This is a genomic window from Bacillus sp. JK74, assembly GCF_053663395.1.
Window position 1 is genome coordinate 708,260 of sequence record NZ_JBSJQB010000001.1, and the last position, 25,399, is coordinate 733,658.

Below are 25,399 nucleotides of genomic sequence, written 5' to 3' on the forward strand. Positions count from 1 at the left end.
TGATCGAGGGGGATTATTTCATTTTTTTCGCGGATGACCGCAAAAACATCTCAATCGATTGCACAAACAGCGCATATTCCTTCATCTGTTCATATGTATGCCTCAGCCGATCACTCCATTCATTGTGCGGCTCAGCCCTCTTGAGCATGCGATTCAGCTGAAGCAATACTTCTTTATATTCTTCCCGCTTATCTTCCACTTGCTCTGCGGCTTTGACAAGTAAACATTTCGGCGTCATCTTCTGATTTTTCAAAACTGAGAAAACAACTCCTTTTATTCCTGGAATCATAGGCTTTCGTTTGAAGAATAGCACAGATGGCATAGGTTTCACATAAGAAAAAAGAACGATTTTCTACAAAAGTGTCCAAATTGAGGCATTTATTTCCGTTTTCCCAACCGAAGTGACGGTTACGTCATCATTTCCCGGGAAAGGAAAATATCTGGCGCTGAATACCTCTTCTCCATCATTCAAAAACAATTCAATGGAGGATGCATCCAGAAAGAGCTGCACGGAATGCACCTCGCTGATGGCGCAGCTTCTCTTTTCTTTTTCTTCTCCGCTGAAAGCAGTGCGCTCCAGCACAGCCAGCCCCTCTTCCTGATGAAATATAAACCGGGCCGCGCCCCGAATTGAGATTTCAAAACCGGAGGATTCGCAAGTGATGTCTTCCAGCAGCACTTCAGCCCGGGACGCATCTTTCACCGGGAGGCTTACAGACGAGCAATTCAATTGAAGACGGCGCTTTTGTTCATCCCTGCGGCGGGATTTCATTTCCGGGAGCGGGCGCTGTATGATTCTGCCGTTGGACAGTGACAGCTGTCTCGGCATCGTTAAGCAGTGAATCCAGTGATACGCATGTGTCGGATGTTTGTCCTCATGCTGATCCGGAACGCCCATCCACGCGAACAGAATCCTCCGTCCCTTATCATCTTCCAGCGTCTGCGCCGCATAAAAATCAAATCCTCTGTCAAGCTCCGTAAATTCACCGTGCTTAAATTCTGGCGGCTCTGTATGCAGCCTGCCGAGGAAATAGCCCGCCTGGTGGCTGTTATGATATTTTATCCCGTCGGCTTCAAGCCCCTGCGGACATACGAGCAGCACGTCGGTTCCGTCAAGGGAAAACAGGTCGGGACATTCCCACATATAGCCGAATGACCCGAGACCGCCCGAGTCCGCCCCCGCAATCGAACCGAGAAACGTCCAATCCGTCAAGTTCTCTGACGTGAACAACACAGCGCTTCCGGTGAGCTTTTCTGTCTGCGCGCCGAGCACCATGTAATACGCCCCGTCCTTCTCCCACACCTTCGGATCACGGAAATGAGCGGTATAGCCTTCCGGGAGACGCGTGACGACTCCTTTTTTATCAAATACGATCCCGTCTTCGGATACGGCGAGGCATTGATACGTTTCCCGATTTCCTTCTCCGTCACGGACATTGCCTGTGTACATCAGGCAGAGCCGCCCGTCTTTTTCGATGGCGCTTCCGGAATAACAGCCGTTTTTGTCATACCACTCACCCGGCGCAAGCGCGATTTCTTCCTCTTTCCACTCAACGAAATCCTTCGTCGTCACATGCGCCCAAAATTTCGCGCCGTGCCCCGTATGAAATGGCTGCCATTGAAAAAACAAGTGATAGACGCCGTTCCATTGGATGACGCCGTTCGGATCATTTAAAAGCCCGACCGGCGGCATAACATGATAGTTCTGGCGGTATGGATCTGACGCGGCTGTTTCTTGCCGCTTCTTTTTCACTTCCTCAGCCTGCAGGCGCAGCTCTTGATCCGGTGTCCTCATTTGACGGCCTCCTTTTCTTTAGCTCCCATAATGTAAGCGGCAATAAACGCCGAAACAGAGGCGATGCCCATTCCGATCAGATAGTTTATAAGATTTCCTAAACCGAGCGGAGCCGTGATGGCAATCATCGGAATTCCGGTCAGACCGTAAGCATTGGCTGCGACACCGGTCACCACGACATAGGCCCCTCCCAGCGCTCCGCCGATCATTCCCGCGATAAACGGCTTACGGTACCTTAGGTTCACACCGAAAATGACTGGTTCGGTTACGCCGAGAAAAGCGGAAAATGCGGCAGGCAGGGCGATTTCTTTCATTTTCGCTTTTTTCGTCAGGAAAAATACAGCCAGTCCCGCCGCGCCCTGAGCGACATTCGCCATCGACCAGATAGGAAGGATATAGTTTCTGCCCAAATCAGCGATGAGGCCGGCCTCAATCGCATGAAAGCTGTGATGCACACCGGTAAGCACAATAAGCGGATAAAGACCGCCGAAAAGAAGTCCGGCAACAATGCCCGCATGATCATACACATATGTCAGCGAGACGGTAATGCCTGATCCGATTGCCCTGCCAAGAGGACCTATTGCGATAAAGGTGATAAATCCTGTGACAATCACCGTGACAAACGGGGTGACCAATAAGTCGAATGCGTGAGGCACAATTTTTCTCGTGCCCTTTTCCACTTTGCTCATAATGTAAACGGCTAACAGTACGGGGATGACCGTCCCTTGGTAGCCGAGCAGCGCAATGTCGAAGCCGAAGAGCTGCATAAAATCAGGCGATGCATCCGCAAGCCCCCACGGATTCAATAGCGCCGGATGGATCATAATCCCCCCGAGCACGGCACCGAGATAGGCATTGCCGCCAAATTCCTTCGCCGCACTGAACCCGATGAATACGGGCAGGAAGATAAACGCCGCGCTTGAAAACATGTCTAAAAGCTTAAACAGCGATGATTGTTCAGACACCCAGTGGAAAGCCTTCATCATGCCGAGCAGCCCCATTAAAAGTCCGCTTGCCACGATAGCCGGAATGATGGGAACGAATATGTTAGACAGTGTTTTCGCAAATCTTGCGGCCGGATTCAGCTTTTTTTTCGCCGCGTCCTGATGTGTCTCACGATCCTCCCGCCCCAAATCGGCTTCTTTTGAAAAAGCGTCATACACTTTATTCACAAGGCCGGTACCGAATATAATCTGATATTGCCCCGAGCTGCTGAAAGCCCCTTTTACTCCTTCTGTCTCTTCAATATCGGCCTGGCTGATCTTCTGTTCATCTTGAATGACGAGCCTGAGCCGTGTGGCGCAATGTGTCGCGCTGATGATGTTTGATTTCCCTCCGATATGTTTGATAAGCTGTTTTGCCGTTTCTTGATAATTCATGATGTATCCCCCTTTCTAAAATCAAAAAAGACCTAAAATTCGCCAACGAAAAAGGTCAGCATGATCCCTTTTTCATGTACGCAAATTTTAGGTCTTGCCTGCATTACCAGTCACAATCCCGCCGATTCAGTTTTTTAATGCGCTTTCATTTTATTTCATGATAGCGCTTTCGTCAATATGTTTTCAAAAAAAAAGTCTGTTTCTCGAAACAGACGCGTTATTCCGGGTTTTTTTGCAGACGCTGGACATGCAGCGTAATATAGCCGGCCTCGGATTCCGGCAGTTCCAAATCATATTCATTTTTTAAGAACGCCGCCAGTTCAAGCGCACACCGATAAGCAAACGGATACTTTTTTTGGATGAAATAAAGCATCTCCTCGTCCATGGAATGGAGTGCTTCATTTGAGTCCAACCGGCTGACCGCATACCGCAAGTGCGTGACGAGGCGCTGATAGGAAATACTGTCTTCATCCACCTTCTGTTCGAAAAAGGATTCGATCTTTTCGATCATTTCTTTGATCATGGTTGTATGCTTCATCGCCGAATACATGCTTTTGGCATCCGCCTTTGCAGTGTGGATATGAAGCGCGATATACCCCGCCTCATCATCAGGCAATGATATACCGAGGGTTTGTTTCACGTGTTCAACCGCCCAGCGGCCGATTTCATATTCTTTTTTATAAAGCGCCTTAATTTCATGAAGCAATCGGTTATGCACCTGAAGGCCGTTTTGAATCCTTTCGATCGCAAAGGATAAATGGTCCGCCAGCGCAATGTGGATGTGATCGTTCAAAGGTGCCGCAAGCTCTCCCTCCGCATGGCTGATGATATCTTCAGCCGCCTCTATATGCTCTTCGGGAAGCGTTTCTAACACTTGTTTGAACTTTTCATTTTCGTCGTGCACGACAAATATTTTTTCAATTTTATGTTTTTGAATCACATCATTTTTTCTCTTTTGAAAAGCGATTCCGGGACCCATTACGATCTTTTCCCGTCCGTCTTCTTTTATTAACGCCGCATTGTTATTTAATACTTTGTCTATTCTCAAGAGGTTCGCTCCCGTTCATATGTTTAGTGGGATTGTACCCTCTTTTTCATATGATGTAAAGGTGCCGGACCCGCGCGCTCCCGTTTCGGCAATTCTTTGCGGACAGGCATCCATCGATTTTTATCCAGCCTGCCGCGGGCCGATTTCGTTTCATCGGTCAAATCCGCCGATCGGACACGGCTCACAAACGAAAAAGCCCCAGCCGTCCGCTTCGCTTTCTTATGATAAGCCGCTTGGTTTCCGTACACGGCGGCTAATGGATATCTTCCGTTACCCGGCGCCATCCAGTTCATCAGAAAGACCATCCATACCCGTAAAGATACTAGCAAACGTTTCATTGCAAATCATCCCTCCGCTTCTTTTTGACAGACAGCTTGTTCGCAGGCCTGTTTTTCTCTCCGCTTTAACGGAAAAGGCGGCCGATCCTTCTCCGCTAAAAACTAGCGGGTCTAGCAACCCTATGACTCTATGATAGACGCGGCCGGGCGAATTGTTTGTCACAATATGAGTGAAAAAACAAACTAGTTTTCAGAAGTTTTGTTGAAAGCTGATGGAAATGACCTGAAAAATGGAAAAGCCGATAAAAAAAGTTATACACACCTTATCCCTTGGTTAAGCACAGCTTAAACACAGGGTATATCCACATATCCACAAACTCGATCTATATTTTGTATAGGAACACTCGTTCCCAACAATATATATACACAATTTTATTCAGTTATACACAGGATTCTGTGTATAACTCCCTCCTTATTCACAGACCAATTTCCATAAATGAGTCATATGTCACAAGGATTATTTTGAATTTTCAAGAAATATATACTAGATTTCTAATTCAGATAAAGAAAAAGGGGGAAACACGTTTGAAAAAAGGAATCATCCGTTATCTGCTTCCGGCTTTTGTCTTATCCTTTACCTTATCCACAAGTTCACAGGCTGCGCCGGCTTCAAAACCGCAAACTCCTGATCTTGAGAAGGCTGAGGTATTTGGTGACATTGATATGACCACCGGCAAACAAACGACAGTCATCGTCGAGCTGAAGGAAAAGTCACTGGCGGAAGCAAAGGAACTCGGCAAAGCACAGACAAAAAGCAAGCTGAAAAGCGAACGCTCAAAAGTGAAAAAGAAAGCGCTCAAAACCATTAAACACGGAAAAATCAACAGGGAATATGAGCAAGTGTTTTCCGGCTTCTCCATGAAACTCCCGGCAAATGAAATTCCGAAACTGCTGAGTGATCAGGATGTCAAAGCGGTTTATCCGAACGTCACCTATCATACCGATCAGCTGAAAGATAAAGACATCACCCTATCTAAGGATGCCGTGTCTCCGCAGATGGATGACAGCGCGCCTTATATAGGGGCAAATGACGCGTGGAAGCTCGGCTATACGGGGAAAGGCGTCAAGGTGGCCATTATTGACACCGGTGTCGAATATAAACACCCTGACTTAAAGAAAAATTTCGGACAATATAAAGGATACGATTTTGTGGATAACGATTACGATCCTGAAGAAACGCCGTCCGGTGATCCGAGAGGCGCGTCGACTGACCACGGAACTCATGTCGCGGGCACGGTAGCGGCAAACGGAACGATTAAAGGCGTCGCGCCGGATGCTACACTCCTTGCCTACCGTGTGCTCGGTCCGGGCGGAAGCGGAACAACGGAGAACGTCATCGCCGGCATCGAACGCGCCGTACAGGACGGAGCGGATGTCATGAACCTTTCTCTCGGCAATTCTGTGAATAACCCGGACTGGGCGACAAGCACGGCGCTTGACTGGGCGATGTCAGAAGGCGTCACGGCCGTTACATCAAACGGAAACAGCGGGCCGAACAATTGGACCGTCGGCTCTCCGGGAACGTCCAGAGAAGCCATCTCCGTCGGTGCGACCCAGCTGCCGCTGAACGAGTACGCCGTCTCCTTCGGTTCCTATTCCTCAGCGAAAGTAATGGGCTACAACAAAGAAGATGACATAAAAGCACTGAATAAAAAAGAAACAGAGCTCATAGAGGCGGGTATCGGCGAGCAAAAGGATTTTGAAGGCAAAGATCTGAAAGGAAAAGTCGCGGTCGTCAAACGGGGCAGCATCGCCTTTGTGGATAAAGCAGACAACGCCAAAAAAGCGGGCGCGATCGGTATGGTTGTGTATAACAATGCCCCGGGAGAAATTGAAGCCAACGTACCGGGCATGTCCGTGCCGACGGTTAAGCTTTCATCAGAAGACGGCGAAAAACTCGTCAGCCAATTAAAAGCGGGCGGCACAAAAGCGACATTCCATTTATCCGTGGCTAAATCGCTCACTGAACAAATGGCAGACTTTTCGTCACGCGGTCCGGTTATGGACACGTGGATGATTAAACCTGACGTCTCCGCTCCCGGCGTAAACATCGTCAGCACCATTCCGACCCATGATCCGGCCGACCCGTACGGCTATGGATCGAAGCAGGGAACGAGCATGGCTTCCCCGCATGTAGCCGGCGCAGCTGCCGTCATCAAGCAGGCCAAACCGAAATGGAGCCCGGAACAAATAAAAGCCGCTCTCATGAACACGGCGGAAACCTTAACGGACGCGGACGGTGACGTATACCCGCATAATGCGCAAGGCGCCGGAAGCATCAGAATCATGAAGGCGATCAAAGCAGACTCCCTTGTCGCCCCGGGAAGTTATTCTTACGGAACGTTTATGAAAGACAAAGGCAATGAAACGAAAAAAGAAACCTTTACGATTGAAAACCAATCGTCCATCAGAAAATCATATCAGCTCGAGTACTCTTTCAAAGGCACGGGCATTACCGTTTCGGGCACAGACCGGGTCGTGATCCCCGCTCATCAAACCGGAAAGGTCAATGCGAAAGTAAAGGTCAATGCCAAAAAAGTAAAAGCGGGCACCTATGAGGGAACCGTCACAGTGCGTGAAGGCGGAAAAACAGTCGCAAAAGTGCCGACGCTGCTGATTGTAAAAGAGCCGGACTATCCGCGCGTGACGTCAATCGACGTACAGGACGGCACAACGCAGGGAACCTACCAAATTGAAACCTATCTTCCGGCGGGAGCCGAAGAGCTTGCCTTCCTTGTATATGACAGTAATCTTGACTTTGTCGGCCAAGCCGGCATCTACAAAAAGCAGGATAAAGGCTATCAATATTTCGACTGGAACGGCAAAGTCAATGGTGACACCGCACTGCCGGCAGGAGAATATTATATGCTGGCCTATGCCGCGAACAAAGGGAAATCAAGCCAGGTGCTGACTGAAAAACCTTTTATCATTGAATAACCGAACAACCCTGCTGGAGCATCAGCAGGGTTTCTTTCTGACTATTCGGCAAAAGCTTCTCGAAGCAGACGGTATGACTGAAGTTTATCTTCAAAATGATGAGTAATGGTCACAGCCATTACTTCTTCTGTTCCGTATGCTTTACTGAGAGCCACAATCTGTTCCTTCACTTGCTGCTTCGTTCCGATGATCATCCGATTCCGATTATCGGCAATTCGTCTTTGTTCATACGGTGTATACGTATTGCCGCGGACGGTTTCGTAAGACGGTACGCCGTGAAGCGGAATCCCCTGTTCACCTGCAAGCAGCGTATAATCCATGACAGCCGCGAGTTCCTCCGCTTTCTCCTCCGTATCCGCGCACAGTACAAACACCGCCACGGCTGTTTTTGGTTCTTTTCCTAATACAGAAGGTTTAAATCTGCGCTTATATTGTGCTGTCGTGCTTTCTCCGCCTTCTCCATTAATAAAATGGGCAAACATATAGCCTGCTCCCATTTCTGCGCTCAGAAGCGCGCTTTCCCCCGAAGAACCGAGAAGCCAGACTTCCGGCGCCGTCTTAATAAGGGGTGATGCGGTCAGATTCGGAAAACGGTGATTGTCATCAGCTGCATCATGCAAATACATCGCCAGCTCACGAAGCTGCTGCGGATATTGATCAGCGTTACGCTTCCCGCCGTCATTCAGCGCCCATGATGCGATCGGCATTCCGCCCGGCGCTCTCCCTAATCCGAGATCGATTCTGCCCGGCGTCAACCCTTCGAGCACTCGGAAATTCTCCGCCACTTTATATGCGCTGTAATGCGGAAGCATCACACCGCCTGATCCTACCCGAATGTCATTCGTTTTCGCCGCAATATGGCTGATCAGCACTTCAGGGCTTGAACCCGCCAACCGCTCTGAAAAATGATGCTCTGACACCCAAAACCTCTTATATCCGAGCTTTTCCGCCTCCTGCGCCAGTCTTACTGTATTCCGCAGTGCACTTTCCGCAGAACACCCTTCTGATACAGGAGATTGATCCAATATACTTAATGAAATCATCACTGTCACCTCATCAACATCGTACCACTGCTAAGCCGTTTTTTCTTTCTGTATGCTTATAAGCATCCCTGATGATAAACATTTATATACCTTGTTCCATTTTGTCGAAATATGTTACACGTGAAACATAAAAAAACCTCTCCCGGTCAGGAGAGGTTTTTTCTTAATTCTTTTGAAAACCTTTATCTTTTACATATTGATTTAAATAGGTTCTCGGTTTTTGTTTCATGAACTGCAGGATTTGATCAGACCACGTTTCAACCCGCTTGCCGTTTGTCCGTTTATCATAATAATCGGAAATGGTTTCATCATATTCCTTCATATAACTGTGGAAGTTTTCTTCATTCGTATCGTACGTGTTTTCATGATATACGGCTTGTTTCGGCAGGCGCGGCTTTTGACCGGACGGATGAGCGGGATGACCGACTACCAAACCGAACAGCGGCAGCACATGGTCAGGTGTACCAAGCACTTCCGTCACCTGATCAAGTTCATTTCGAATGCCTCCGATATAACAAATGCCGAGTCCCATTGATTCCGCGGCAACACTTACGTTTTGTGCGGCAAGTGCGGCATCAATAACGCTGACCATAAACATTTCCGTATTCTCAAGAAGCTCGGTAATGTTTTCGCCTTTTTCCTCAGCAAGTTTTTTATGGCGGTACAAATCAGCGCAAAACACAAACAAGTGCCCGTTATTTTCGACGTAAGGCTGGTTTCCGGCCAGTGCCGCCAGCTTCCGCTTTTTCTCCTTATCGGTTACGCCGATGATGGAGTAAGCCTGCACGTAACTGGACGTTGACGCCGCCTGGGCGCTTTTCACTAATGTATCTATCTCTTCTGCTGTCAGAAGCTCGTCAGTAAATGATCGGATCGACCGATGATTAAGTATGGTTTCGATGGTATTGTTCATATATAAAGCCTCCTTCTCTATATATCATATCCGAAAGAGTATCATGCCAAAAGTGAAATGCTCTAAACAAAAAAAGACAGCCCAAAAAACGAGCCGTCTCACATTAAGAATTAAACAAGTAGCTTTTATATTTCGTCAGCTGCACACTTGCGTTATATACGATCCCGAAGCTGATTAATGTAGAAAGCACCGAGCTCCCTCCATAGCTGACAAACAGCAGCGGAATACCTGTAACCGGCATAATGCCGATATTCATCCCGATGTTCTGGAAGGTGTGAATCACGATAAGTGCAGTAAATCCGACGCAAAAAAACGCGCCAAATCGGTTAAACGCATGCAAGCGGTCAATCAGCACCACAAGCCTGTAAATTAAAAAGAAAAACATGACAACCGCAATGGCGCAGCCTAAAAACCCAAAACTTTCACCCAAAATCGCAAAGATAAAGTCAGTCTGTCCCTCAGGTACGTACACTTTCAGATTATGAACGCCGTTTCCGGTAATGCCGCCCGATCCGATCGCCATAACGGCCTGATCCACCTGCCAGCTTTTATCGCTCTCGGCCTGAGTCGTTGCCGCACTGGAGTCAGACATCCACGATGTAATCCGGTTAATTTGATAATCCGCAATACCGATCGAATTCGCCACATGGGGAAATTCAATTACAAGCACTAAGAATAGGCCAAGCACAAGCGCGGCCGAACCGCCGATGATGGTGATCAGCTTCCAGTTTACACCTGACATAAACACCATCACCATAACGATAAACAGACAGATCGCACCCGTTCCGGCATCCTGCAAAACGATCATCCCGATCGGAATAACCGTCCATGCCGCAATTTTCAAAAGCAGATTCACATCTTCCCGAAGTGATCTTTGATCCTTCGGGCCCGCCTTCGATATAATGGACGCGACCATCATCATAATTCCTATTTTCGTAAACTCAGAGGGCTGGAGGGTAAAGTTTCCGATTTGAAACCAGCTCTTCGCTCCGTTTTTAATCGGCGCGATGGATTCCGGCGCCACACGCAGAAGGAGCAGCGACAGCACGCCGGCAATCAATACATACAGACTCAGTTTCTCAAGCTGCTCTAAATCAAAGTACAGCAATAATCCGATGAATCCCGCACCTATAACATAGAAGACAATCTGTTTCATCCAGGCACTGCCTCCGTACTGCCCGAACTGTCCGGCCGCATAAATCGCCGCAACACTAATTATTAAAAACACACCAAATATAAAAATCAAATCCCCCTGATAATAGGGATTTTGCTGTTTCTTATATCGACTCATTCTATCCCGCCTTACATTTTCATCGGAAGTCACTAATGTTTATTATACATGAACACCGTTCAAGAAAACATGATGAGGTTGCTTCCTTTTTATTTTTTACGGTTTGGGGACTACACGACATATGACGTGTCAGAAAAGGAAATGTTTCGGTCATGATAAAACTTTTCCGATAAAAAACCCCTTCTCGTCAGAAAAGGGGTTTCAGCTTATGTTTAACGTCATAAACAAGCTGTTCGGATCCTCTTTATAATGTGCAAACGGATCACAATATTGAAACCCGGCTTTTTCATACAGGCGTCTGGCGGGGAGAAAAGCCTCCATAGAACCGGTTTCTAAGCTGATCCGCTCATAGCCCCGCAGCCGAGCAGGACGCCGTCTTCCCTCGCACTCCAAAACGTAACGTCAGGCTGACGCAGCCGGGCCGCATTGAGCGCGTGTATACTTTCCGGGGGAGAATGCATGGTCATGCTCTTCAGATGCTCCTGCAAAAGCGCAATGACGTCCGGCGCTGTGACATCGTCTTTTGTTATGTCCACTTCAAAACCACCCTTGCTGTGCATGTTTTCTTTGAACATAGCAAAGGTTCACAGCCTGTGCCATTCCCTTGTACGGAAATGTAACAGGGTATTTGACCTTTCCGGTTTCTTGTACCTATCCAAAAATGAGGCAATAGTTGCAATACATTTCTCGAAAAAGCGGTATCAAAAATTGGAAAACATGGTATAATAATTGTAACAAAATGTTCAAAAAACGACCACAAAACAGACACATTTTATTCTCTGCATTTCATTTTGGAAACGCTGCCATAAAATGAAAGGAGACATGTAAGATGGACATGTTTTTTGCTTATTTACTGGTCGCAAGCGCAACACCCCTCTTTATCTGGCTGGATAACAAAAAAGTCGCTCTTTCGGCCATACCGCCAATTATTCTCATGTGGGTTTTCTTCTACTTTTACGCAACCAGCAGCCTGTCCCCTCTCGGCCACACACTCATGATCATCCTGTTTGCCGTCAACGTCATCGTTGCCCATATCGCCGCCTTTATCATTTACGGCCTTCCGCGCCTGCGCCGGAGAAGAAGCCAATAAAGGCACAAAAAACCCTCTTCGCCTGAACGAAGAGGGTTTCTTTTTATTCCTGATGTTCGGAATGATGCTTCGCACCGCCCGGAGGGTTTCCATCCATATGGTCCCCGTGATGGTAGTGCGCCGCAAAGATCCAGATGGAACCAAGGATGATAACAATCGCTCCGAAAAATCCGAAGAGCGTGTTTCCGACTTGAATTCCGCCGTTTTCGCTTTCTGTCATGTGCATGAACATGAGAAGCTGAAGGCCGGCTTGGATAAATGCGAATCCGAAAATGATCCACAGTTTTGCTGATGAGCTTAAATCCGTATATACCGCAACCCAAAGGGCCAGCAGGGTCAGAATAATAGACAACGCAAAACCTACGATATGCTTCCACGGAAAGTGGCTGTGTTCAGCAGATTTGTTTGCCATATTATAGTCCCCCCAATCCGATGAGATAGACGCCTGTAAAGATGAAGATCCAAACAACGTCTAAGAAGTGCCAGTATAAACTTGAGATAAAGATTTTTGAAGACGTCTGCGGCGTTAATCCGCGTTTCTTCAATTGCAGTAAGATGCCGGCAATCCAGAAGATACCGATCGTTACGTGCGTTCCGTGCGTTCCCAGAAGGACGAAGAATCCAGACCAGAAAGCACTTGTACCGAGAGATGCTCCTTCATGTACATAGTGGATGAACTCGTTAAGCTCACATCCGACGAAGCCCGCACCGAGAAGAAGCGTAATGATCGTCCAAATGACGACGCCTTTTAAACTTCCGCGACGCATTTCATGAACAGCGATCCCGCAGGTGAAACTGCTGATCAGAAGCAGGAATGTCATGATCATGACAAGCTTCACTTCAAATAATTCAGCCGGTAAGACTCCTCCTGCTGTTCTTCTTTGAAGAACGAAGAAGGTTGCAAATAGTGTTGAGAACAACACAATCTCTGCCCCTAAAAAGATCCAAAACCCGAGAATATTGAGTCTGCCGGTTTCAGATTGATATTCCATAGGCGCGTTAGAATTGCCGTGTTCTGCATGTTCCATAAATCACGCCTCCTTTATTCGGAAATCTTTCTTTCCGTCTCTTTTATTTCTTCAACAGGTATATAGTAGCCATTGTCATATTCAAATGAACGAAGCACCATGCAAAGCAGAATGCCGATCAAGCCGACAATGCCCATCCAGAACCATTCAAATACAAGTCCGAAGCCAGCAATACCGAATGCCACTGACATAATAAGCGGTCTTCCGGAGTTATGCGGCATATGGATTTTCTTGAACTTGCTTTCCGGATGAATATCCGTTTTGTCTTCTTTCAATTGCAGGTACGCATCTTGAGATTTCACTTCTGGAAGCACCGCAAAGTTGTAATGCGGCGGAATCGCAGATGAAGTCGCCCACTCAAGCGTACGTCCCACGCCCCATGAATCTCCGCTGATCTCGCGAGTAGAGTAGCGGAAGCTGTAGTAGATGTTGTAGCAAAGGATTAAGAATCCGACACCCATCATGAAGGCTCCGACAGTTGAAATAAAGTTTAATGCAGTCCATCCGTCATTCGGTCCGTAAGTGTAAATACGGCGAGGCATACCTTGCAGCCCCAAGAAGTATTGAGGGAAGAAACATACATTAAATCCGATCATAAAGATCCAGAAGAACCATTTTCCGATTCTTTCGTTCAGCTTGTGGCCGAACATTTTCGGATACCAGAAAATAAATCCTGCGAAACATGCAAATACCGTACCCGCGATCAGCACATAGTGGAAGTGAGATACGAGGAAGTACGTATTATGGTATTGATAATCCGCTGCAGCCATCGCAAGCATAACCCCTGTTACCCCGCCGACAACGAAGTTCGGGATGAACGCGAGCGCCCACAGCATCGGTGTTGTAAAACTGATTCGGCCTTTATACATCGTAAAGAGCCAGTTAAAGATTTTAACCCCGGTCGGAACCGAAATCGCCATCGTTGTAATCGAGAAGAAAGAGTTAACAGACGCACTGTTCCCCATTGTGAAGAAGTGGTGGGTCCATACTAGGAAACTCAGGACGGAAATGGCGATAATTGAGCCGACCATCGCTTTGTAACCGAATAACTGCTTTCTTGCAAACGCTGAAATAATTTCAGAGAAAATACCGAATGCCGGTAAGATAACGATATATACTTCAGGGTGTCCCCAAATCCAGAACAAGTTAGCCCAAAGCATCGGCATACCGCCGGCTTCCAGCGTGAAAAAGTGAGCGCCGAACAAACGGTCAAATGATAACAGCGCCAATGCCACTGTCAAAACAGGGAAGGCGAATACGATAATAACCATTGTAATCAGCGTCGTCCATGTGAACATCGGCATACGCATCAGCGTCATGCCTTTCGTACGCATTTTCAGGATCGTCACCATAAAGTTGATACCCGTCATCAGCGTACCGATACCGGCAATCTGAAGACCGAGCAGGTAGAAGTTCTCACCAGGCCCGGGACTCATGTCGTTGCTTGCCAGCGGCATGTAACTCGTCCAGCCTGCGTTCGGAGAACCTCCGATAACGAAAGAAATATTGAAAAGCATCGCACCTACAAAGAACGTCCAGAAACTCAGGTTGTTCAAGTAAGGGAATGCTACGTCGCGCGCACCGATCTGCAAAGGTACGACAACGTTGATCAGACCGATTAAAAACGGCATCGCCATGAAGATAATCATGATCGTACCGTGAGTCGTAAAGATCTCATTATAGTGGTTTGAGTCTAAAAAACTGTTATTAGGAAGCGCTAACTGGGCGCGCATCATCAAGCCGTCGACCCCGCCGCGGAACAGCATGATAACAGCAGAGATAATGTACATGATTCCAAGTTTCTTATGGTCTACAGACGTCAGCCATTCAGACCAGAGCCATTTCCACTTTTTGAAGTATGTGAGTACAACGATGATAGCGATAGTGGAAAGCGCAATGGAAACTTGTGCGCCCAGAATTAATGGGTCACCTGTTACAAAAAATTCATCCCATCTCAATTTCATTCGGGCTTCCTCCTTTCTTGTTCAATTTCAATCTTGTTTATCGTCGGATACTTTAAATTCGTTTTTCTTTACATCTTCCCACGGGTCTGTTTTAGAGTGCGGTGATACGGCTTTGTAGCCAAGGCGTTTGCGCGCCTCCATCGCATATTCGGCATCTTGGCCGTGGTCAACGTATTTTAAGTGTGTAGAAGAGAACGTTAATTTTCCGACATTCTCCGGAAGCATCAGTTCGTCATACTTCTCTTTCGTCAGCTTTGGAGAATCGCTTTGGGCTTTTTTCACCCAGCTGTTAAAGTCTTTTTGCGTAACAGCTTTTACGTTGAATTTCTGGTCGGCAAAGTGTTCGCCGGTGAAGTTCGCGTTGCGGCCTTCATATGTTCCCACTTTGTCAGCCTGTAAGTATTGATCCATCAGCATTCCCGCCATCGCGTATTTTTGTCCCCCAAGCTGAGGAATCCATAGCGATGCCATTGAATCGGCTGAAGAAATTTTAAATAAAACCGGACGGTCTACAGGAATGTTCAGGTAGTTAACCGTCTCAATATCCTGCTCTGGGTAGCTGAATACCCATTTCCAGTCTACCGAAGTAGCATAAACAACAAGAGGCTCTTTATCCTTTGTCGCTTCAGGCGCTTTTTCTAACGAATATATCGTCTGTACGGTAGGCACAGAAAGTGCAATAACAATTAAAATTGGGATCACTGTCCAGACTACTTCTAAGAACGTGTTGCCGTGCATCTCGGGCTTGTAATTTCCGCTGTCTTTGCCTTTGCGGTCGCGGTATTTCACTAAAATGATTGTAAATAGTACGAATACGACGCCGACAATGAACAGCATAAATCCGATTGACAAGAGAATCAGATCTTTCTGCTGGTCTGCTACAGGTCCTTTTGGATCTAAAACGGAAATGTCGCTGCATCCGCCCAGTACGAAAACAACAGCCAACATCGCTAATAAAAGTAACGGTTTAAATGCTCTGAACAAGAAGATCACCATCCTTCCTATTGATGTAGTGAATCTGAAATGTACTTTCTCAAAATCTTTTCTCTATCTACCTTGTTATGCTATCAAAATCTGCCCTTATTAGCTTTATTTTTTTCTAAAGTTCATCTTTTTTTCGACCTAATGTCACAAAATCGTCAAAAAATGCATGAACTTTTTCCACTTGCGTAAATCAAACATAAAAAGTTTTAGATCATTTAGCATATATAGAGAAAAAAGATAGCGAGAACGAATAATACCAAATAAAGGTTTACCATAATAAAAATCGCTGGTCAACAAAATGTTTCATTTTGTTAAACATTCTACAAAAGAAATATTTTTTCCTTTGCTCACACCTTTTCACACGGTTTCCATTTTAACGCAACGCATTGTGAAAAAAAAGACCGGAACGCGCCTTGATATGTTCATTATAAAAAACGCATTCATATGTTTAATATGGACAAAACGAAGGAAACATATAGGCATAAATAATAAAAAATAGGAAGTGATATTTATGGGTTTTATCGTATCTCTGATTGTCGCTATTATTATCGGCTGGATCGGAAGTTTATTTGTAAAAGGCAGTATGCCCGGGGGAATCATCGGGTCAATGATCGCCGGTCTGATCGGCGCATGGATCGGGCACGGACTGCTCGGCACATGGGGTCCTCACCTTGCCGGCTTTGCCATCATTCCGGCAATCATCGGAGCTGCGATCGTGGTATTCTTATTCAGCCTGATCGCCAGAAGCAGAGGATAAAAAAAAGCCTCGTCCCTTATGGGATGGGGCTTTTTTCCGGTAGAGCGCCCAAATGGCGGATAAACCGCCGGAAAGCCGCTCTGCCTTCTTCTGTCTGTTTAAAGACGCCGGCATGCTCCAGTATCCGCGCAAAGGCATGGCCGATTTCCTCTTTCAGAATCTGTTCCGCGTTTTCTTTCGTTACCTTCCGCTTATGCAGCACACTGAGCGCCCAATCTTTATGCTTTGCCGCAGAAGGGTCTGCCGTTAAGACCGCTTCCGGGTCCGGTGAGCACAGCGCTTCAGCCGTGTATTTCATTTCTTGTTCAAGGCGGCCCGGCAGAATTGCAAGCCCCATTACCTCAATCAGTCCGATATTTTCTTTTTTCAGGTGATGAACTTCCTGATGGGGATGAAAAATTCCCAGCGGATGCTCATCAGAGGTGCGGTTATTTCTGAGGACGAGATCTAATTCGAATAAACCGTTTCTCCGCCGGGCAATCGGCGTAATTGTATTGTGCGGTGTTTCTCCTGAACAGGCGAGGAGATCAGCCGCCTCATCGGAATAACCGCGCCATGCCCGCAGGATGGCATCCGCCGCGCCGGAAAGCTCAGACGCGCTCTCGCTTTGCAGGCGGATGACCGACATCGGCCACTTCACAATTCCCAGCACCGTTTTCGGATAGTCAGGCAGCCTGTACCGGCTTTCTGTCTCCGCCCGCGCCATCGGGAATTCATAATGGCCCCCCTGAAAATGGTCGTGGCTTAAAATACTGCCGCCGACAATCGGCAGATCAGCATTGGAACCGAGAAAATAATGAGGATACTGGCTGACGAACGACAGCAGCCGGTCAAACGTTTTTTTGCTGATCTTCATCGGTTCGTGCCGGTCTTTCAAAACGATGCAATGCTCCCGGTAATACACATACGGAGAAAATTGCAGAAACCACTGCTCATCGCCGAGAATGACCGGAATGACACGAAGGTTTTGACGCGCCGGGTGATCCGGTCTCCCCTCGTACCCGACATTTTCTTTACAAAGAACACATCTCGGATAATCGGATTGAGGCTGCTCTTTGGCAGCGGCAATTGCTTTCGGATCTTTTTCCGGTTTTGAAAGATTGATCGTGATGTCCAGCTTTCCGTAAGCCGTCTCAGCCGTCCACCCGACATTCCGCTGTATTCTGTCCGAACGGATATAATACACATCCTCTGAAAATCGGTAAAACGCCTTTGTCGCCTGCTCCGGCCCGTGCACCGCCTTTGTTTCTTCAAAACGACGCACAATCTCGGACGGCTGCGGGGCAAAGCAGCCCATGATCTTCGCGCTCAGCAGGTCGCGATAGGTGTCTGTATCGGCTGCAATCCGGCCCGTTTCTGCCGCCCATTCATAAATCGGGGCCAATATGTCCGGCAATGATGCCGCCGATTCATTTTCTTTCTGTTCTGAAGCCTCCGGATGGGTAATATGCAAAGTTTCATATAAACGGTTTCTTGTATATTCAATATCAAGAAATGAAATCAGCTCTTTTTGCAATCCGTACCGGATTAAACGTTCCACGTGCCGCTCAATTGCCATCGTCATCCCCCTTTAGTTCTCTCGCTCCGGCTCCGATATCCGCCGTGTAAAAGTCAGCTTTTCTCCCTGTCTTCTCCTCATAGCGGGCCCCGTTAGCTCTCCGATGAGATTCACTCTGCCGGGCGCAAAGAAAACGCGCAGGCCCTCCGATTCTCCGAATACATCAGCAAACGCTTTCTTTATTTTGTGCTTCATACGCATCCCCTTCCACCATTACACTTTCCCCCCGGGGCGCAGAAAAAAACCGTTATGACACGCCCTCTTCTTTCGCTTTTCTGAAGACAATCCACTTGCTGGCCGCATAGTTGACGACTACGATAATGACGTTATCGGCGATTTTCGCCAATGTTTCGTTCATATGAAATTGACTGACCAGAAGAATCATCATGGCGAGATCGATGGCGAGAGACAGCACCCGCACGCTGAAAAAGGCCGTTAATTCTTTCACCAGACTCCACATCCCCGCGGTCTTTTGCTGAAAGACATACCGTTTATTCGTAACATAAGCAAATAGAACGGACAGAATCCAAGCGGCGACAGTCGCCGCCTTGTAATCCATCTCAAATGCCGACGTCAGAATGTAAAAACTGACGATATTCACGATGGTCGTGAATATCCCCATAATGATATACATCATAATTTCTCTGTAGCGCATGGCAGTTCCTCGCTTTCTGAAAGACTTTTCTAAACCTTTTGTCAAATCAAGAAGAACGTTACCCTGATTTTCTGCCGCTGACAAAAACATAGAGCGCGTCAAACATGCTGCGGAAAGTAACCGGCCTTCCCAGCACATTGGATTGCTTAATCATCCCGTCGATGAGCGCGCACATCATGTTAGCGGTATGCTCGGTATCTATATGGTCTTCTATTAAATTTCTCGATTTGAGCCAATTTATGTACATGGTGCTTTCTTCTATCCATAACTTATAAAGACGGATATAAGCTTCATATTCACTGACGACTTTGTAAGTAGGCATATGAACGGCAAAAGACACAACATTCCAGGCAGGCTTGCTGTTTACAAACCGCATCAACAGGCTGGCCGCGCTGGCCGCGGCTTCACAAAGCGTCAACGGCCGCTCTGTTTGCTTTTCTAGTTCGTCGAGATAGCCAGTGATGATCCTTTTTTTAATCTGACGCCTCTCTAACAAATGCTTCAGAAAATCTTCCTTGCTTTCAAAATGAACGTAAAACGCCCCTTTGCTGAAACCCGCCGCTTTACTGATGTCATCGATTGAGACTGAATCGTAAGCTCTTTCAATCAGGAGATGAAGGCCTGCGTCAATAAAACTTTCAAATGTTTCTTCTCTCTTAATTTGAAATTTGTTTTTTTTCATTTTTTACCCCAGCTGTTTGATCATTCACTTTATCTTACACCGAATCATTCTTTTGCGGTATTTTTTATGCAAAAAGAATATGCTATTCGACGTTTTGAGGGTAAATATTAATAGGTCATATGGTTTATTTTTATTTGCATACTATCCAGTCAGTATTTATTTGTTTATTATTATATGTAAGAATTCTTGAAGGATTTTGGTTATTTCAGTCATTTTCTTAGGGAATAGGTAGGTGAATTCATCTTCAATTTGGGATTACCGGCCAACTATGTGTGATATTTGTTATACATTGGCTGCTGTAGCTGGGCAAATCAATTTTTCAATTGGAGGTTCTTATGAAAACTCATGTAATGAAAGATATAGATCAAGATTGGCAATTGTTAATTCAAGAGGCTAGAATCATGGGTTTGAACATTGACGATGTGAGGCGCTTCTTAAATACTGAAAAAGCGGTGAAGAAAAAAACACCAATGAAAAACACCATCCGCCAGCGGTAAGATTACAGGCGGATCCTTTTACTATATGACCTGCCACAGTCCGCCCGCACCTGAGTTTTCAAAGGAACACCTGCAATAAGAGGGGAATCAGAGAACAAACCGTATACCGGACAACCATTCCCGTCCGTATTCCGCAATTGAACAGCCAAACATGGTGATATGAGATCCCCCCGCTGCATATCTTGTGTATTATGCCCATTTATGAGGTGATACACAGATGGATACGAATCCCTATTATGATGAAAAACAACAGAACTACTACGAAGGCCTGAATCCTTATTTATTGAACAAAATAGACGAAAACTGGCGGACAGTGCTTGATGTCGGCTGCGGAACGGGCAATTTAGGAGCGGCGATCGAAGACCGCGGAATAACGGTTTACGGCATTGAAGCGTATCCCGAAGCCGCAAAAAAGGCGGAAAGCAAATTGAGCCATGTGCTTTGCGGCGACATTGAATCCGCCATTCTTCCGTACGAATCAGAGCAATTCGACTGCATGCTGTTCGGAGACGTTCTTGAGCATCTTATCGACCCGTGGACAGTGCTGAAAAAGCTTCGTCCTTATGTAAAAAAAGACGGCACTGTGCTTGCATGCATACCGAATGTCGGCCACATCTCAGTCGTGCTGGAGCTTTTAGCCGGCAAATGGACTTACAGTGACGCCGGATTAATGGATCAGACCCACCTGCGTTTTTTTACCCAGGAAGAGACTCTTTCATTATTTAAAGCCGCCGGCTATGAGGTGAAACGCATTGAGGCGATCCGCGTTGATCACCCTTCTTACCACAAAGCCATCGCATCATTGCACGAAGTATGCGTACAGCTTGGCATAAGGCATGACTTTATGACAGAAGCATCGGCCTATCAATATGTGATTGAGGCCGAGAGGAGCATGTAATGGATTCACATTCATTTCTGTTTGTCGTCTGTGTGAATGATGAGTCGCTGTACTCCCGGTGCAAGAGCCATATCATGCAGCTTACCGTCCCCCCTTCATACTCCGTTGATATCATGCCGATATACGATTCAGCAAGCATGGCCTCGTCCTACAACAAAGCGCTGAAACACCCCTCCAAATATAAAATTTATCTGCATCAGGATACTTTTATCATTCATCAGCATTTCCTTCATGACATGCTTCATATCTTTCAATCTCATCAGGAGCTCGGCCTTCTTGGTGTCGCCGGCTGCAAAACCCTGCCGCCGAACGGCATTTGGTGGGAAAGCGGACAGCGGATGGGAAAAGTGATTGAATACCGGGGGAATGCTTATCACCCGCTGGATTTTGAGCACGGTGATGAAGACGGCCTGTTTACGCCCGCTGACGCCATTGACGGCTTGTTAATGGCGGCTCAATATGACGTGGAGTGGCGGGAGGATTTGTTTCGCGGCTTTCATTTTTACGACACATCACAGTCGCTCGAATTTCAAAAACACGGCTATCAAGTCGGCGTCGCCTGCCAGAAAGACCCTTGGTGCCTTCATTTTTGCGGCGACTCCTTTGACGCCGCGGCATATGAAGCGGACAGACAAACATTTGTCAAACACTATATGGCAAAGCCCTCTCGCTGATGCAAAGAGGGCTTTTTACTAACGTTTATTCAGTTCCCGCTCAATGATTTGTTCAAAGGTTTCCTTTCCCGCCGCGCCAGGGATTCTCTCATCGCCGATGATAAACGTCGGCACTGCCGTAATGCCGGCTTCCTCATAAGCATGGCGGAGCGCTTCCCGCTGTACGTCCTTGTACGCTCTTGTCTCAAGCGCCTCTTTGAAGGCAGCACCGTCAAGTCCGGCTTCTTCCGCAAGCTTTGTCAGCACGCCAACGTCACCGATATTTTGTTCTTCCTGAAAGAACGCCTGAAAAACGCGTGTATGGTATTCGCTTCCTTTCCCATGTTCCTTTGCGAAATGAAAGCCTTCAAATGCCAAATCCGTGTAAGGATGCGGTGACACGCGGGGGAACGTGATTTCAACGCCTAACGACTGCGCCATCGGCTCAATGGAGTTTTTCCACATCTGCCGCTTGGCGGGATCATTCACCGGATCAAGTTTCGGCGAGGGGCTCGGACGCAATTCAAACGGCATCCATTCCACCTGTACGTCCTTGTCTTTGATAGCTTCTTCAAACGCCGCTTTGCCGACATAGCAAAACGGACATACATAATCAGAATATACTTTAATCTGCAGTGTCATTGTAAGTCTCCTTTCCTTATCATTTTAAGTTGTAACTTTTATAGTTACAAGTGTTTTTTTAAAAAACACCTTCCATATGGAAGGTGTCACGATTCCAGCAGCCTTTGGGCGATATATTCTCCTTTTTTACAGCCGCCGGGACAGGCGAATAAGGAAGAGCCGATCGTTTGTGTGTATTCATTCAGCGCATCCTTTGCCGCCAGAGCCTTCAGCATCGGGACAAATTGGCGGTCCGGGTCTTTTTGAAAGCAGATAAACAGCAGGCCTGCGTCAACATAGCCCGTCTTCGGATCAATTCCGTCCGTATAGGAAAATGCCCGGCGCAGAATCTGTCTGCCGGTTGATTTTGCCACGCTGACATGCGAGTCGGCGGGAATTTGATTCAGCTTCACGGGATCGGTTTCCTTTTTTTGTCCGAAAGGCGCGCCCGAGCTTTTCACCCGCCCGAACGTGTCCTCTTGTTCCTTCAAGGATGAACGGTCCCATATATCTAAAAACATCTTAATTTTCCTAAACGCCATGTACGTGCCGCCCGTCATCCAGTCCGGCTCTCCTGATTGAACCCAAACGATCGAATTCATCAGGTTTTCATCCTTCGTGCTTTGGTTGCCGGTGCCGTCTTTGAATCCGAAGAGGTTGCGCGGTGTTTCTCCGTTTTTTCCGCCGCTTAAGAAACCTTTATTGAGAAAGCGGACTTCACACACACCCGAAGCCTGTTTCATCAGGTTGCGCACCGCGTGAAACGCCGTTTGTTCATTATCCGCGCAGACCTGTATGACGATATCACCGCCGCCTTGTTTCTTATCGAGCTTGTCGTTAGGCATCGGGGGAATATCGGCGAGGTGCTTCGGTTTTTTATCTTTCAGTCCGAAGCGGTCCTTCCCGTCTTTCTCGAAAAACCCGGGGCCGAAGCCGAAGGTAACGGTCAAATTCGCCGGTGCCAGATCCTGCGACTCCCCGGTATCCTGCGGAGGCATATATTTATTTTTCTGTTCGCCTGACGGGACGGCGCCTGAAGTCAGCAGCTGCGTCAAGCTTGTCCATTGTTTGAAAAGGGAGATGACATCGGCTTTGTCGCTTGACATGACATCAAGCGCCGCAAAATACACATACGTCTGATGCATTGTTGTGATTCCTGCTTGGTGCTTTCCGTAAAAAGGAACGATTTGATCACGATCATGTTTTTCATCATTCTTCTTTGAAGCGGTGGCCGCCGGTTTGAAGAGCGGCGCGAGTCCTCCGAGGCCGCTCGCTCCGACAGCGACGGCTGCGCCCGCGACGGCGCCCCACTTCAGGACATCCCGTCTGTGGATCTGTTTTTCCTTGTTATGTTCATCGCTCATGCTGTGTCTTAACTCCTTTTAAAGCACATCGGCAATCTTCGACATGGTTTCAGAAAGGGCCGTCAGCTTCGTGCTTATCTCTCTGATTTGATCTGTACTTAATGTATCACAAGACGTATACGATTGATCGCACGTTTTGTATTTCGACATCAAAACTTCAAATTCGCTGAATTCCGCATGAAGTTTTTCTGTGACCTCGAAATGATCTCTCACTGCGCGCTATTCACTGTTTTATAGAGGGCTTTTGAGCCTTCGGCGCCGGCGGTGATTGGTTCAGGCGTCACTTTGAGAGGAGCGATAGAGCCGTCAAACGCTTCGGTCGATATTGCAAGCTGATTGCTCTGTTCTTGACATACGGCTTCTATTCTCCAAGTCCGTCACTGCCTTTTTGCGCACACAGAAAAAGGGCCGCCCTATCGGGACAGCCCTGCTTTGGAGCGCCGAATTTCCTCTGAAAACTTCCGCGCCGCCGCTTTTGGATCTTCGGCTTGGCTGATGGCGCTGATCATGCTGACGCCGTCTGCACCCGCTTCAATGACGGGCGCCGCGTTGTCAGCCGTAATGCCGCCGATTCCTACAATCGGAATGGTGATGCCCTGACGCCGTACCTCTTCAATCAATGTAACGCCCTGCACGGCTTCAGCATCTTTTTTTGTTTCGGTCGGATAGACCGGGCCCATTCCGACGTAATCGGCTCCGGCTTCTTCCGCCCGCTTCACCTCGGAGACGTTATGTGCTGACACACCGAGAATCATATCGCCGATTGCCGCTCTCGTTTCTTCGGCGTCTGCGTCATCCTGTCCGATATGCACTCCGTCCGCCTCAAGGCGCAAGGCCAATTCGACATCATCATTAATGATGAAAGGAATCCCGGCCTGCCTGCAGACATCCTGCACCCGCTTCGCGAACAGGACACGTTCATCCCCTGTTAAAGAACCGCTCCCCTTTTCCCGAAATTGAAAAAGCGTAGCGCCGCCCTCAATTGCTTTTTTCACCACGGAAACCGGGTCTGCGCTTGTATTGTTTGATCCCATAATAAAATAAACCGATAACATATCCTTCATCATTTCCCGAGAAATACGCGTCATTTTTCTATCACCCTTTCAATTGCGGCAAGCTCGGCCGCTTCTTGTTCTGAGATGCTTGCCAGCTTGTTTAAAAGCTCAATCTGGAAGCTGCCCGGCCCCTTATGGGAGGTGTCCAAGGCGGCAAGCTGAGCGGCGCTTCCGTATACAGAAACGGCTGAAACGGCCGCTTGCAGAACGTCCTGCCCCGCTGCGCAGAAGGCTCCGATTACAGACGTCAGCAGGCATCCCGCCCCCGTCACCTTCGTCAGCAGTTTATCACCGTTATGTACGGCGTATGTGTCGGTGCCGTCGGAGATGACGTCGGTTTTTCCGGTAATCGCAATGACCGTCTTCAGCCTGCTTGCAGCCGTCTTAGCGAGCTGAACCACATCTCCTCCGGCTTCCCCCGCATCCACGCCTTTTATCTTCCAATCAGGGGCGCCGGCAATATTGGCGATTTCCGCGGCATTTCCGCGAATGACGGACAAGCGGACCTCCTGTATGATCTTGCGGGCTGATGCCGTCCGAAACGGTGTGGCGCCGGCGCCTACCGGATCAAAAATGACCGGAACAAAGTTTTCATTGGCCGATTTTCCGGCTGCGATCATAGCTTCAACCGACGCCGAGCTGAGGGTGCCTATGTTCAGGACGAGCGCTCCGGCGATTTTCGCCATGTCGGCGGCCTCCTCAATTGCATAAGCCATAACGGGCGATGCGCCGAGCGCGAGCAGTCCGTTAGCGGTGAAGTTCGTGACGACATTATTGGTAATACTGTGAACGAGCGGGTTTTGATCCCGCACTTTACTCAAGTGTTGAGCTGCGGTTTGTGCGTCCATG

The 25,399-nt window shown here is 47.7% G+C and carries 25 protein-coding genes and 5 pseudogenes; 6 read left to right on the top strand and 24 right to left on the bottom strand.

Annotation, left to right across the window (positions count from 1 at the left end):
• Positions 1–13: 13 nt before the first annotated feature.
• From ACWJJ5_RS03570 to ACWJJ5_RS03590, 5 genes are all read right to left on the bottom strand, one after another.
• On the bottom strand, positions 14–289 hold the full coding sequence (locus ACWJJ5_RS03570) for an LOG family protein (RefSeq protein WP_046341456.1): 276 nt from the start codon (positions 287–289) through the stop codon (positions 14–16).
• A gap of 63 nt (positions 290–352) precedes the next feature.
• Positions 353–1,795, bottom strand: coding sequence for a sucrose-6-phosphate hydrolase (locus tag ACWJJ5_RS03575; protein ID WP_454022197.1), 1,443 nt, complete (start codon positions 1,793–1,795; stop codon positions 353–355).
• Positions 1,792–3,174 carry a sucrose-specific PTS transporter subunit IIBC gene (locus ACWJJ5_RS03580; RefSeq protein WP_046560135.1) on the bottom strand — a complete coding sequence of 461 codons (1,383 nt, stop codon included), beginning with the start codon at positions 3,172–3,174 and terminating at the stop codon, positions 1,792–1,794. Before ACWJJ5_RS03580 ends, ACWJJ5_RS03575 begins: the two co-directional genes overlap by 4 nt.
• Positions 3,175–3,391: 217 nt before the next feature.
• The gene (locus ACWJJ5_RS03585) at positions 3,392–4,222 is read right to left on the bottom strand and encodes a PRD domain-containing protein (RefSeq protein ID WP_003150954.1); all 831 of its coding nucleotides are present in this window, start codon (positions 4,220–4,222) and stop codon (positions 3,392–3,394) included.
• Positions 4,223–4,245: 23 nt separating this feature from the next.
• The gene (locus tag ACWJJ5_RS03590; protein WP_003150952.1) at positions 4,246–4,560 is read right to left on the bottom strand and encodes a hypothetical protein; all 315 of its coding nucleotides are present in this window, start codon (positions 4,558–4,560) and stop codon (positions 4,246–4,248) included.
• A 525-nt stretch (positions 4,561–5,085) separates the two neighbouring features.
• On the opposite strand from ACWJJ5_RS03590, the gene ACWJJ5_RS03595 reads away from it, so the two are divergent.
• Positions 5,086–7,497, top strand: coding sequence for a S8 family peptidase (locus ACWJJ5_RS03595; RefSeq protein ID WP_327967387.1), 2,412 nt, complete (start codon positions 5,086–5,088; stop codon positions 7,495–7,497).
• Between the two features lie 41 nt (positions 7,498–7,538).
• Here ACWJJ5_RS03595 and ACWJJ5_RS03600 read toward each other — a convergent pair whose 3' ends face one another.
• The 5 genes and pseudogenes from ACWJJ5_RS03600 to ACWJJ5_RS03620 form a co-directional block, all read right to left on the bottom strand.
• Positions 7,539–8,540 (bottom strand): LLM class flavin-dependent oxidoreductase, encoded by a 1,002-nt coding sequence (locus tag ACWJJ5_RS03600; protein WP_039253397.1) that lies wholly within the window; start codon positions 8,538–8,540, stop codon positions 7,539–7,541.
• 163 nt (positions 8,541–8,703) lie between these two features.
• Positions 8,704–9,453, bottom strand: a complete 750-nt coding sequence (gene nfsA / locus ACWJJ5_RS03605; RefSeq protein WP_454022198.1) for an oxygen-insensitive NADPH nitroreductase — start codon at positions 9,451–9,453, stop codon at positions 8,704–8,706.
• 103 nt (positions 9,454–9,556) lie between these two features.
• Positions 9,557–10,744, bottom strand: a complete 1,188-nt coding sequence (locus ACWJJ5_RS03610) for an FtsW/RodA/SpoVE family cell cycle protein (RefSeq protein ID WP_007407709.1) — start codon at positions 10,742–10,744, stop codon at positions 9,557–9,559.
• Positions 10,745–10,945: 201 nt separating this feature from the next.
• Positions 10,946–11,098, bottom strand: a pseudogene (locus tag ACWJJ5_RS03615) (GNAT family N-acetyltransferase); the annotation flags it as partial.
• Between the two features lie 2 nt (positions 11,099–11,100).
• Positions 11,101–11,319 (bottom strand): annotated as a pseudogene (locus ACWJJ5_RS03620) (GNAT family N-acetyltransferase); the annotation flags it as partial.
• A gap of 254 nt (positions 11,320–11,573) precedes the next feature.
• Between ACWJJ5_RS03620 and ywcE the strand changes: the two are divergent.
• Positions 11,574–11,834 carry a spore morphogenesis/germination protein YwcE gene (gene ywcE, locus ACWJJ5_RS03625; RefSeq protein ID WP_003150937.1) on the top strand — a complete coding sequence of 87 codons (261 nt, stop codon included), beginning with the start codon at positions 11,574–11,576 and terminating at the stop codon, positions 11,832–11,834.
• Between the two features lie 43 nt (positions 11,835–11,877).
• Here ywcE and qoxD read toward each other — a convergent pair whose 3' ends face one another.
• From qoxD to qoxA, 4 genes are read right to left on the bottom strand one after another with little or no spacing between them, the layout of a single operon-like run.
• Entirely contained in the window at positions 11,878–12,246 is a 369-nt protein-coding gene (gene qoxD, locus ACWJJ5_RS03630; RefSeq protein ID WP_007614576.1) for a cytochrome aa3 quinol oxidase subunit IV, read from the bottom strand.
• Between the two features lies 1 nt (position 12,247).
• Complete coding sequence (gene qoxC / locus ACWJJ5_RS03635) at positions 12,248–12,862, bottom strand: cytochrome aa3 quinol oxidase subunit III (RefSeq protein WP_003150930.1); 615 nt, start codon at positions 12,860–12,862, stop codon at positions 12,248–12,250.
• 14 nt (positions 12,863–12,876) lie between these two features.
• Positions 12,877–14,826 (bottom strand): cytochrome aa3 quinol oxidase subunit I, encoded by a 1,950-nt coding sequence (gene qoxB, locus ACWJJ5_RS03640; protein WP_012118743.1) that lies wholly within the window; start codon positions 14,824–14,826, stop codon positions 12,877–12,879.
• 27 nt (positions 14,827–14,853) lie between these two features.
• Positions 14,854–15,819: a cytochrome aa3 quinol oxidase subunit II gene (gene qoxA, locus ACWJJ5_RS03645; protein WP_014306059.1), complete on the bottom strand. Its 966-nt coding sequence runs from the start codon at positions 15,817–15,819 to the stop codon at positions 14,854–14,856.
• Positions 15,820–16,321: 502 nt separating this feature from the next.
• Here qoxA and ACWJJ5_RS03650 point away from each other — a divergent pair.
• Positions 16,322–16,567, top strand: a complete 246-nt coding sequence (locus tag ACWJJ5_RS03650) for a GlsB/YeaQ/YmgE family stress response membrane protein (RefSeq protein WP_003150926.1) — start codon at positions 16,322–16,324, stop codon at positions 16,565–16,567.
• Positions 16,568–16,583: 16 nt separating this feature from the next.
• Here ACWJJ5_RS03650 and galT read toward each other — a convergent pair whose 3' ends face one another.
• The 5 genes and pseudogenes from galT to ACWJJ5_RS03675 all read right to left on the bottom strand — a co-directional run bounded on the left by galT (position 16,584) and on the right by ACWJJ5_RS03675 (position 19,462).
• Positions 16,584–18,125 carry a UDP-glucose--hexose-1-phosphate uridylyltransferase gene (gene galT / locus ACWJJ5_RS03655; protein WP_416405932.1) on the bottom strand — a complete coding sequence of 514 codons (1,542 nt, stop codon included), beginning with the start codon at positions 18,123–18,125 and terminating at the stop codon, positions 16,584–16,586.
• Positions 18,115–18,216: pseudogene (locus ACWJJ5_RS03660) on the bottom strand (galactokinase family protein); the annotation flags it as partial. The pseudogene ACWJJ5_RS03660 and the gene galT, both read right to left, overlap by 11 nt.
• Positions 18,217–18,254: 38 nt before the next feature.
• Positions 18,255–18,326, bottom strand: a pseudogene (locus ACWJJ5_RS03665) (galactokinase family protein); the annotation flags it as partial.
• Between the two features lie 46 nt (positions 18,327–18,372).
• The gene (locus ACWJJ5_RS03670; RefSeq protein ID WP_202331905.1) at positions 18,373–18,759 is read right to left on the bottom strand and encodes a GtrA family protein; all 387 of its coding nucleotides are present in this window, start codon (positions 18,757–18,759) and stop codon (positions 18,373–18,375) included.
• A gap of 79 nt (positions 18,760–18,838) precedes the next feature.
• Entirely contained in the window at positions 18,839–19,462 is a 624-nt protein-coding gene (locus tag ACWJJ5_RS03675; RefSeq protein WP_003150919.1) for a TetR/AcrR family transcriptional regulator, read from the bottom strand.
• A 335-nt stretch (positions 19,463–19,797) separates the two neighbouring features.
• Between ACWJJ5_RS03675 and ACWJJ5_RS03680 the strand changes: the two genes are divergently transcribed.
• The 3 genes from ACWJJ5_RS03680 (at position 19,798) to ACWJJ5_RS03690 (ending at position 21,531) form a co-directional block, all read left to right on the top strand.
• Positions 19,798–19,959, top strand: a complete 162-nt coding sequence (locus ACWJJ5_RS03680) for an anti-repressor SinI family protein (RefSeq protein ID WP_029972917.1) — start codon at positions 19,798–19,800, stop codon at positions 19,957–19,959.
• Positions 19,960–20,176: 217 nt separating this feature from the next.
• Complete coding sequence (locus ACWJJ5_RS03685; RefSeq protein ID WP_454022199.1) at positions 20,177–20,857, top strand: class I SAM-dependent methyltransferase; 681 nt, start codon at positions 20,177–20,179, stop codon at positions 20,855–20,857.
• Entirely contained in the window at positions 20,857–21,531 is a 675-nt protein-coding gene (locus ACWJJ5_RS03690) for a glycosyltransferase family protein (RefSeq protein ID WP_024085947.1), read from the top strand. The genes ACWJJ5_RS03685 and ACWJJ5_RS03690 overlap by 1 nt, the downstream gene beginning before the upstream one ends.
• A gap of 18 nt (positions 21,532–21,549) precedes the next feature.
• On the opposite strand, the gene ACWJJ5_RS03695 is transcribed toward ACWJJ5_RS03690, so the two are convergent.
• From ACWJJ5_RS03695 to thiM, 5 genes and pseudogenes are all read right to left on the bottom strand, one after another.
• Positions 21,550–22,152: a DsbA family oxidoreductase gene (locus ACWJJ5_RS03695; protein ID WP_003150913.1), complete on the bottom strand. Its 603-nt coding sequence runs from the start codon at positions 22,150–22,152 to the stop codon at positions 21,550–21,552.
• Positions 22,153–22,238: 86 nt separating this feature from the next.
• Entirely contained in the window at positions 22,239–23,495 is a 1,257-nt protein-coding gene (gene efeB / locus ACWJJ5_RS03700) for an iron uptake transporter deferrochelatase/peroxidase subunit (RefSeq protein WP_088056384.1), read from the bottom strand.
• 18 nt (positions 23,496–23,513) lie between these two features.
• A pseudogene (locus ACWJJ5_RS03705) lies at positions 23,514–23,866 on the bottom strand (Efem/EfeO family lipoprotein); the annotation flags it as partial.
• Positions 23,867–23,908: 42 nt separating this feature from the next.
• Positions 23,909–24,583 (bottom strand): thiamine phosphate synthase, encoded by a 675-nt coding sequence (gene thiE / locus ACWJJ5_RS03710; RefSeq protein ID WP_003150910.1) that lies wholly within the window; start codon positions 24,581–24,583, stop codon positions 23,909–23,911.
• Positions 24,580–25,398, bottom strand: a complete 819-nt coding sequence (gene thiM, locus ACWJJ5_RS03715; RefSeq protein WP_077723023.1) for a hydroxyethylthiazole kinase — start codon at positions 25,396–25,398, stop codon at positions 24,580–24,582. The genes thiE and thiM overlap by 4 nt, the downstream gene beginning before the upstream one ends.
• Position 25,399: the final 1 nt, after the last annotated feature.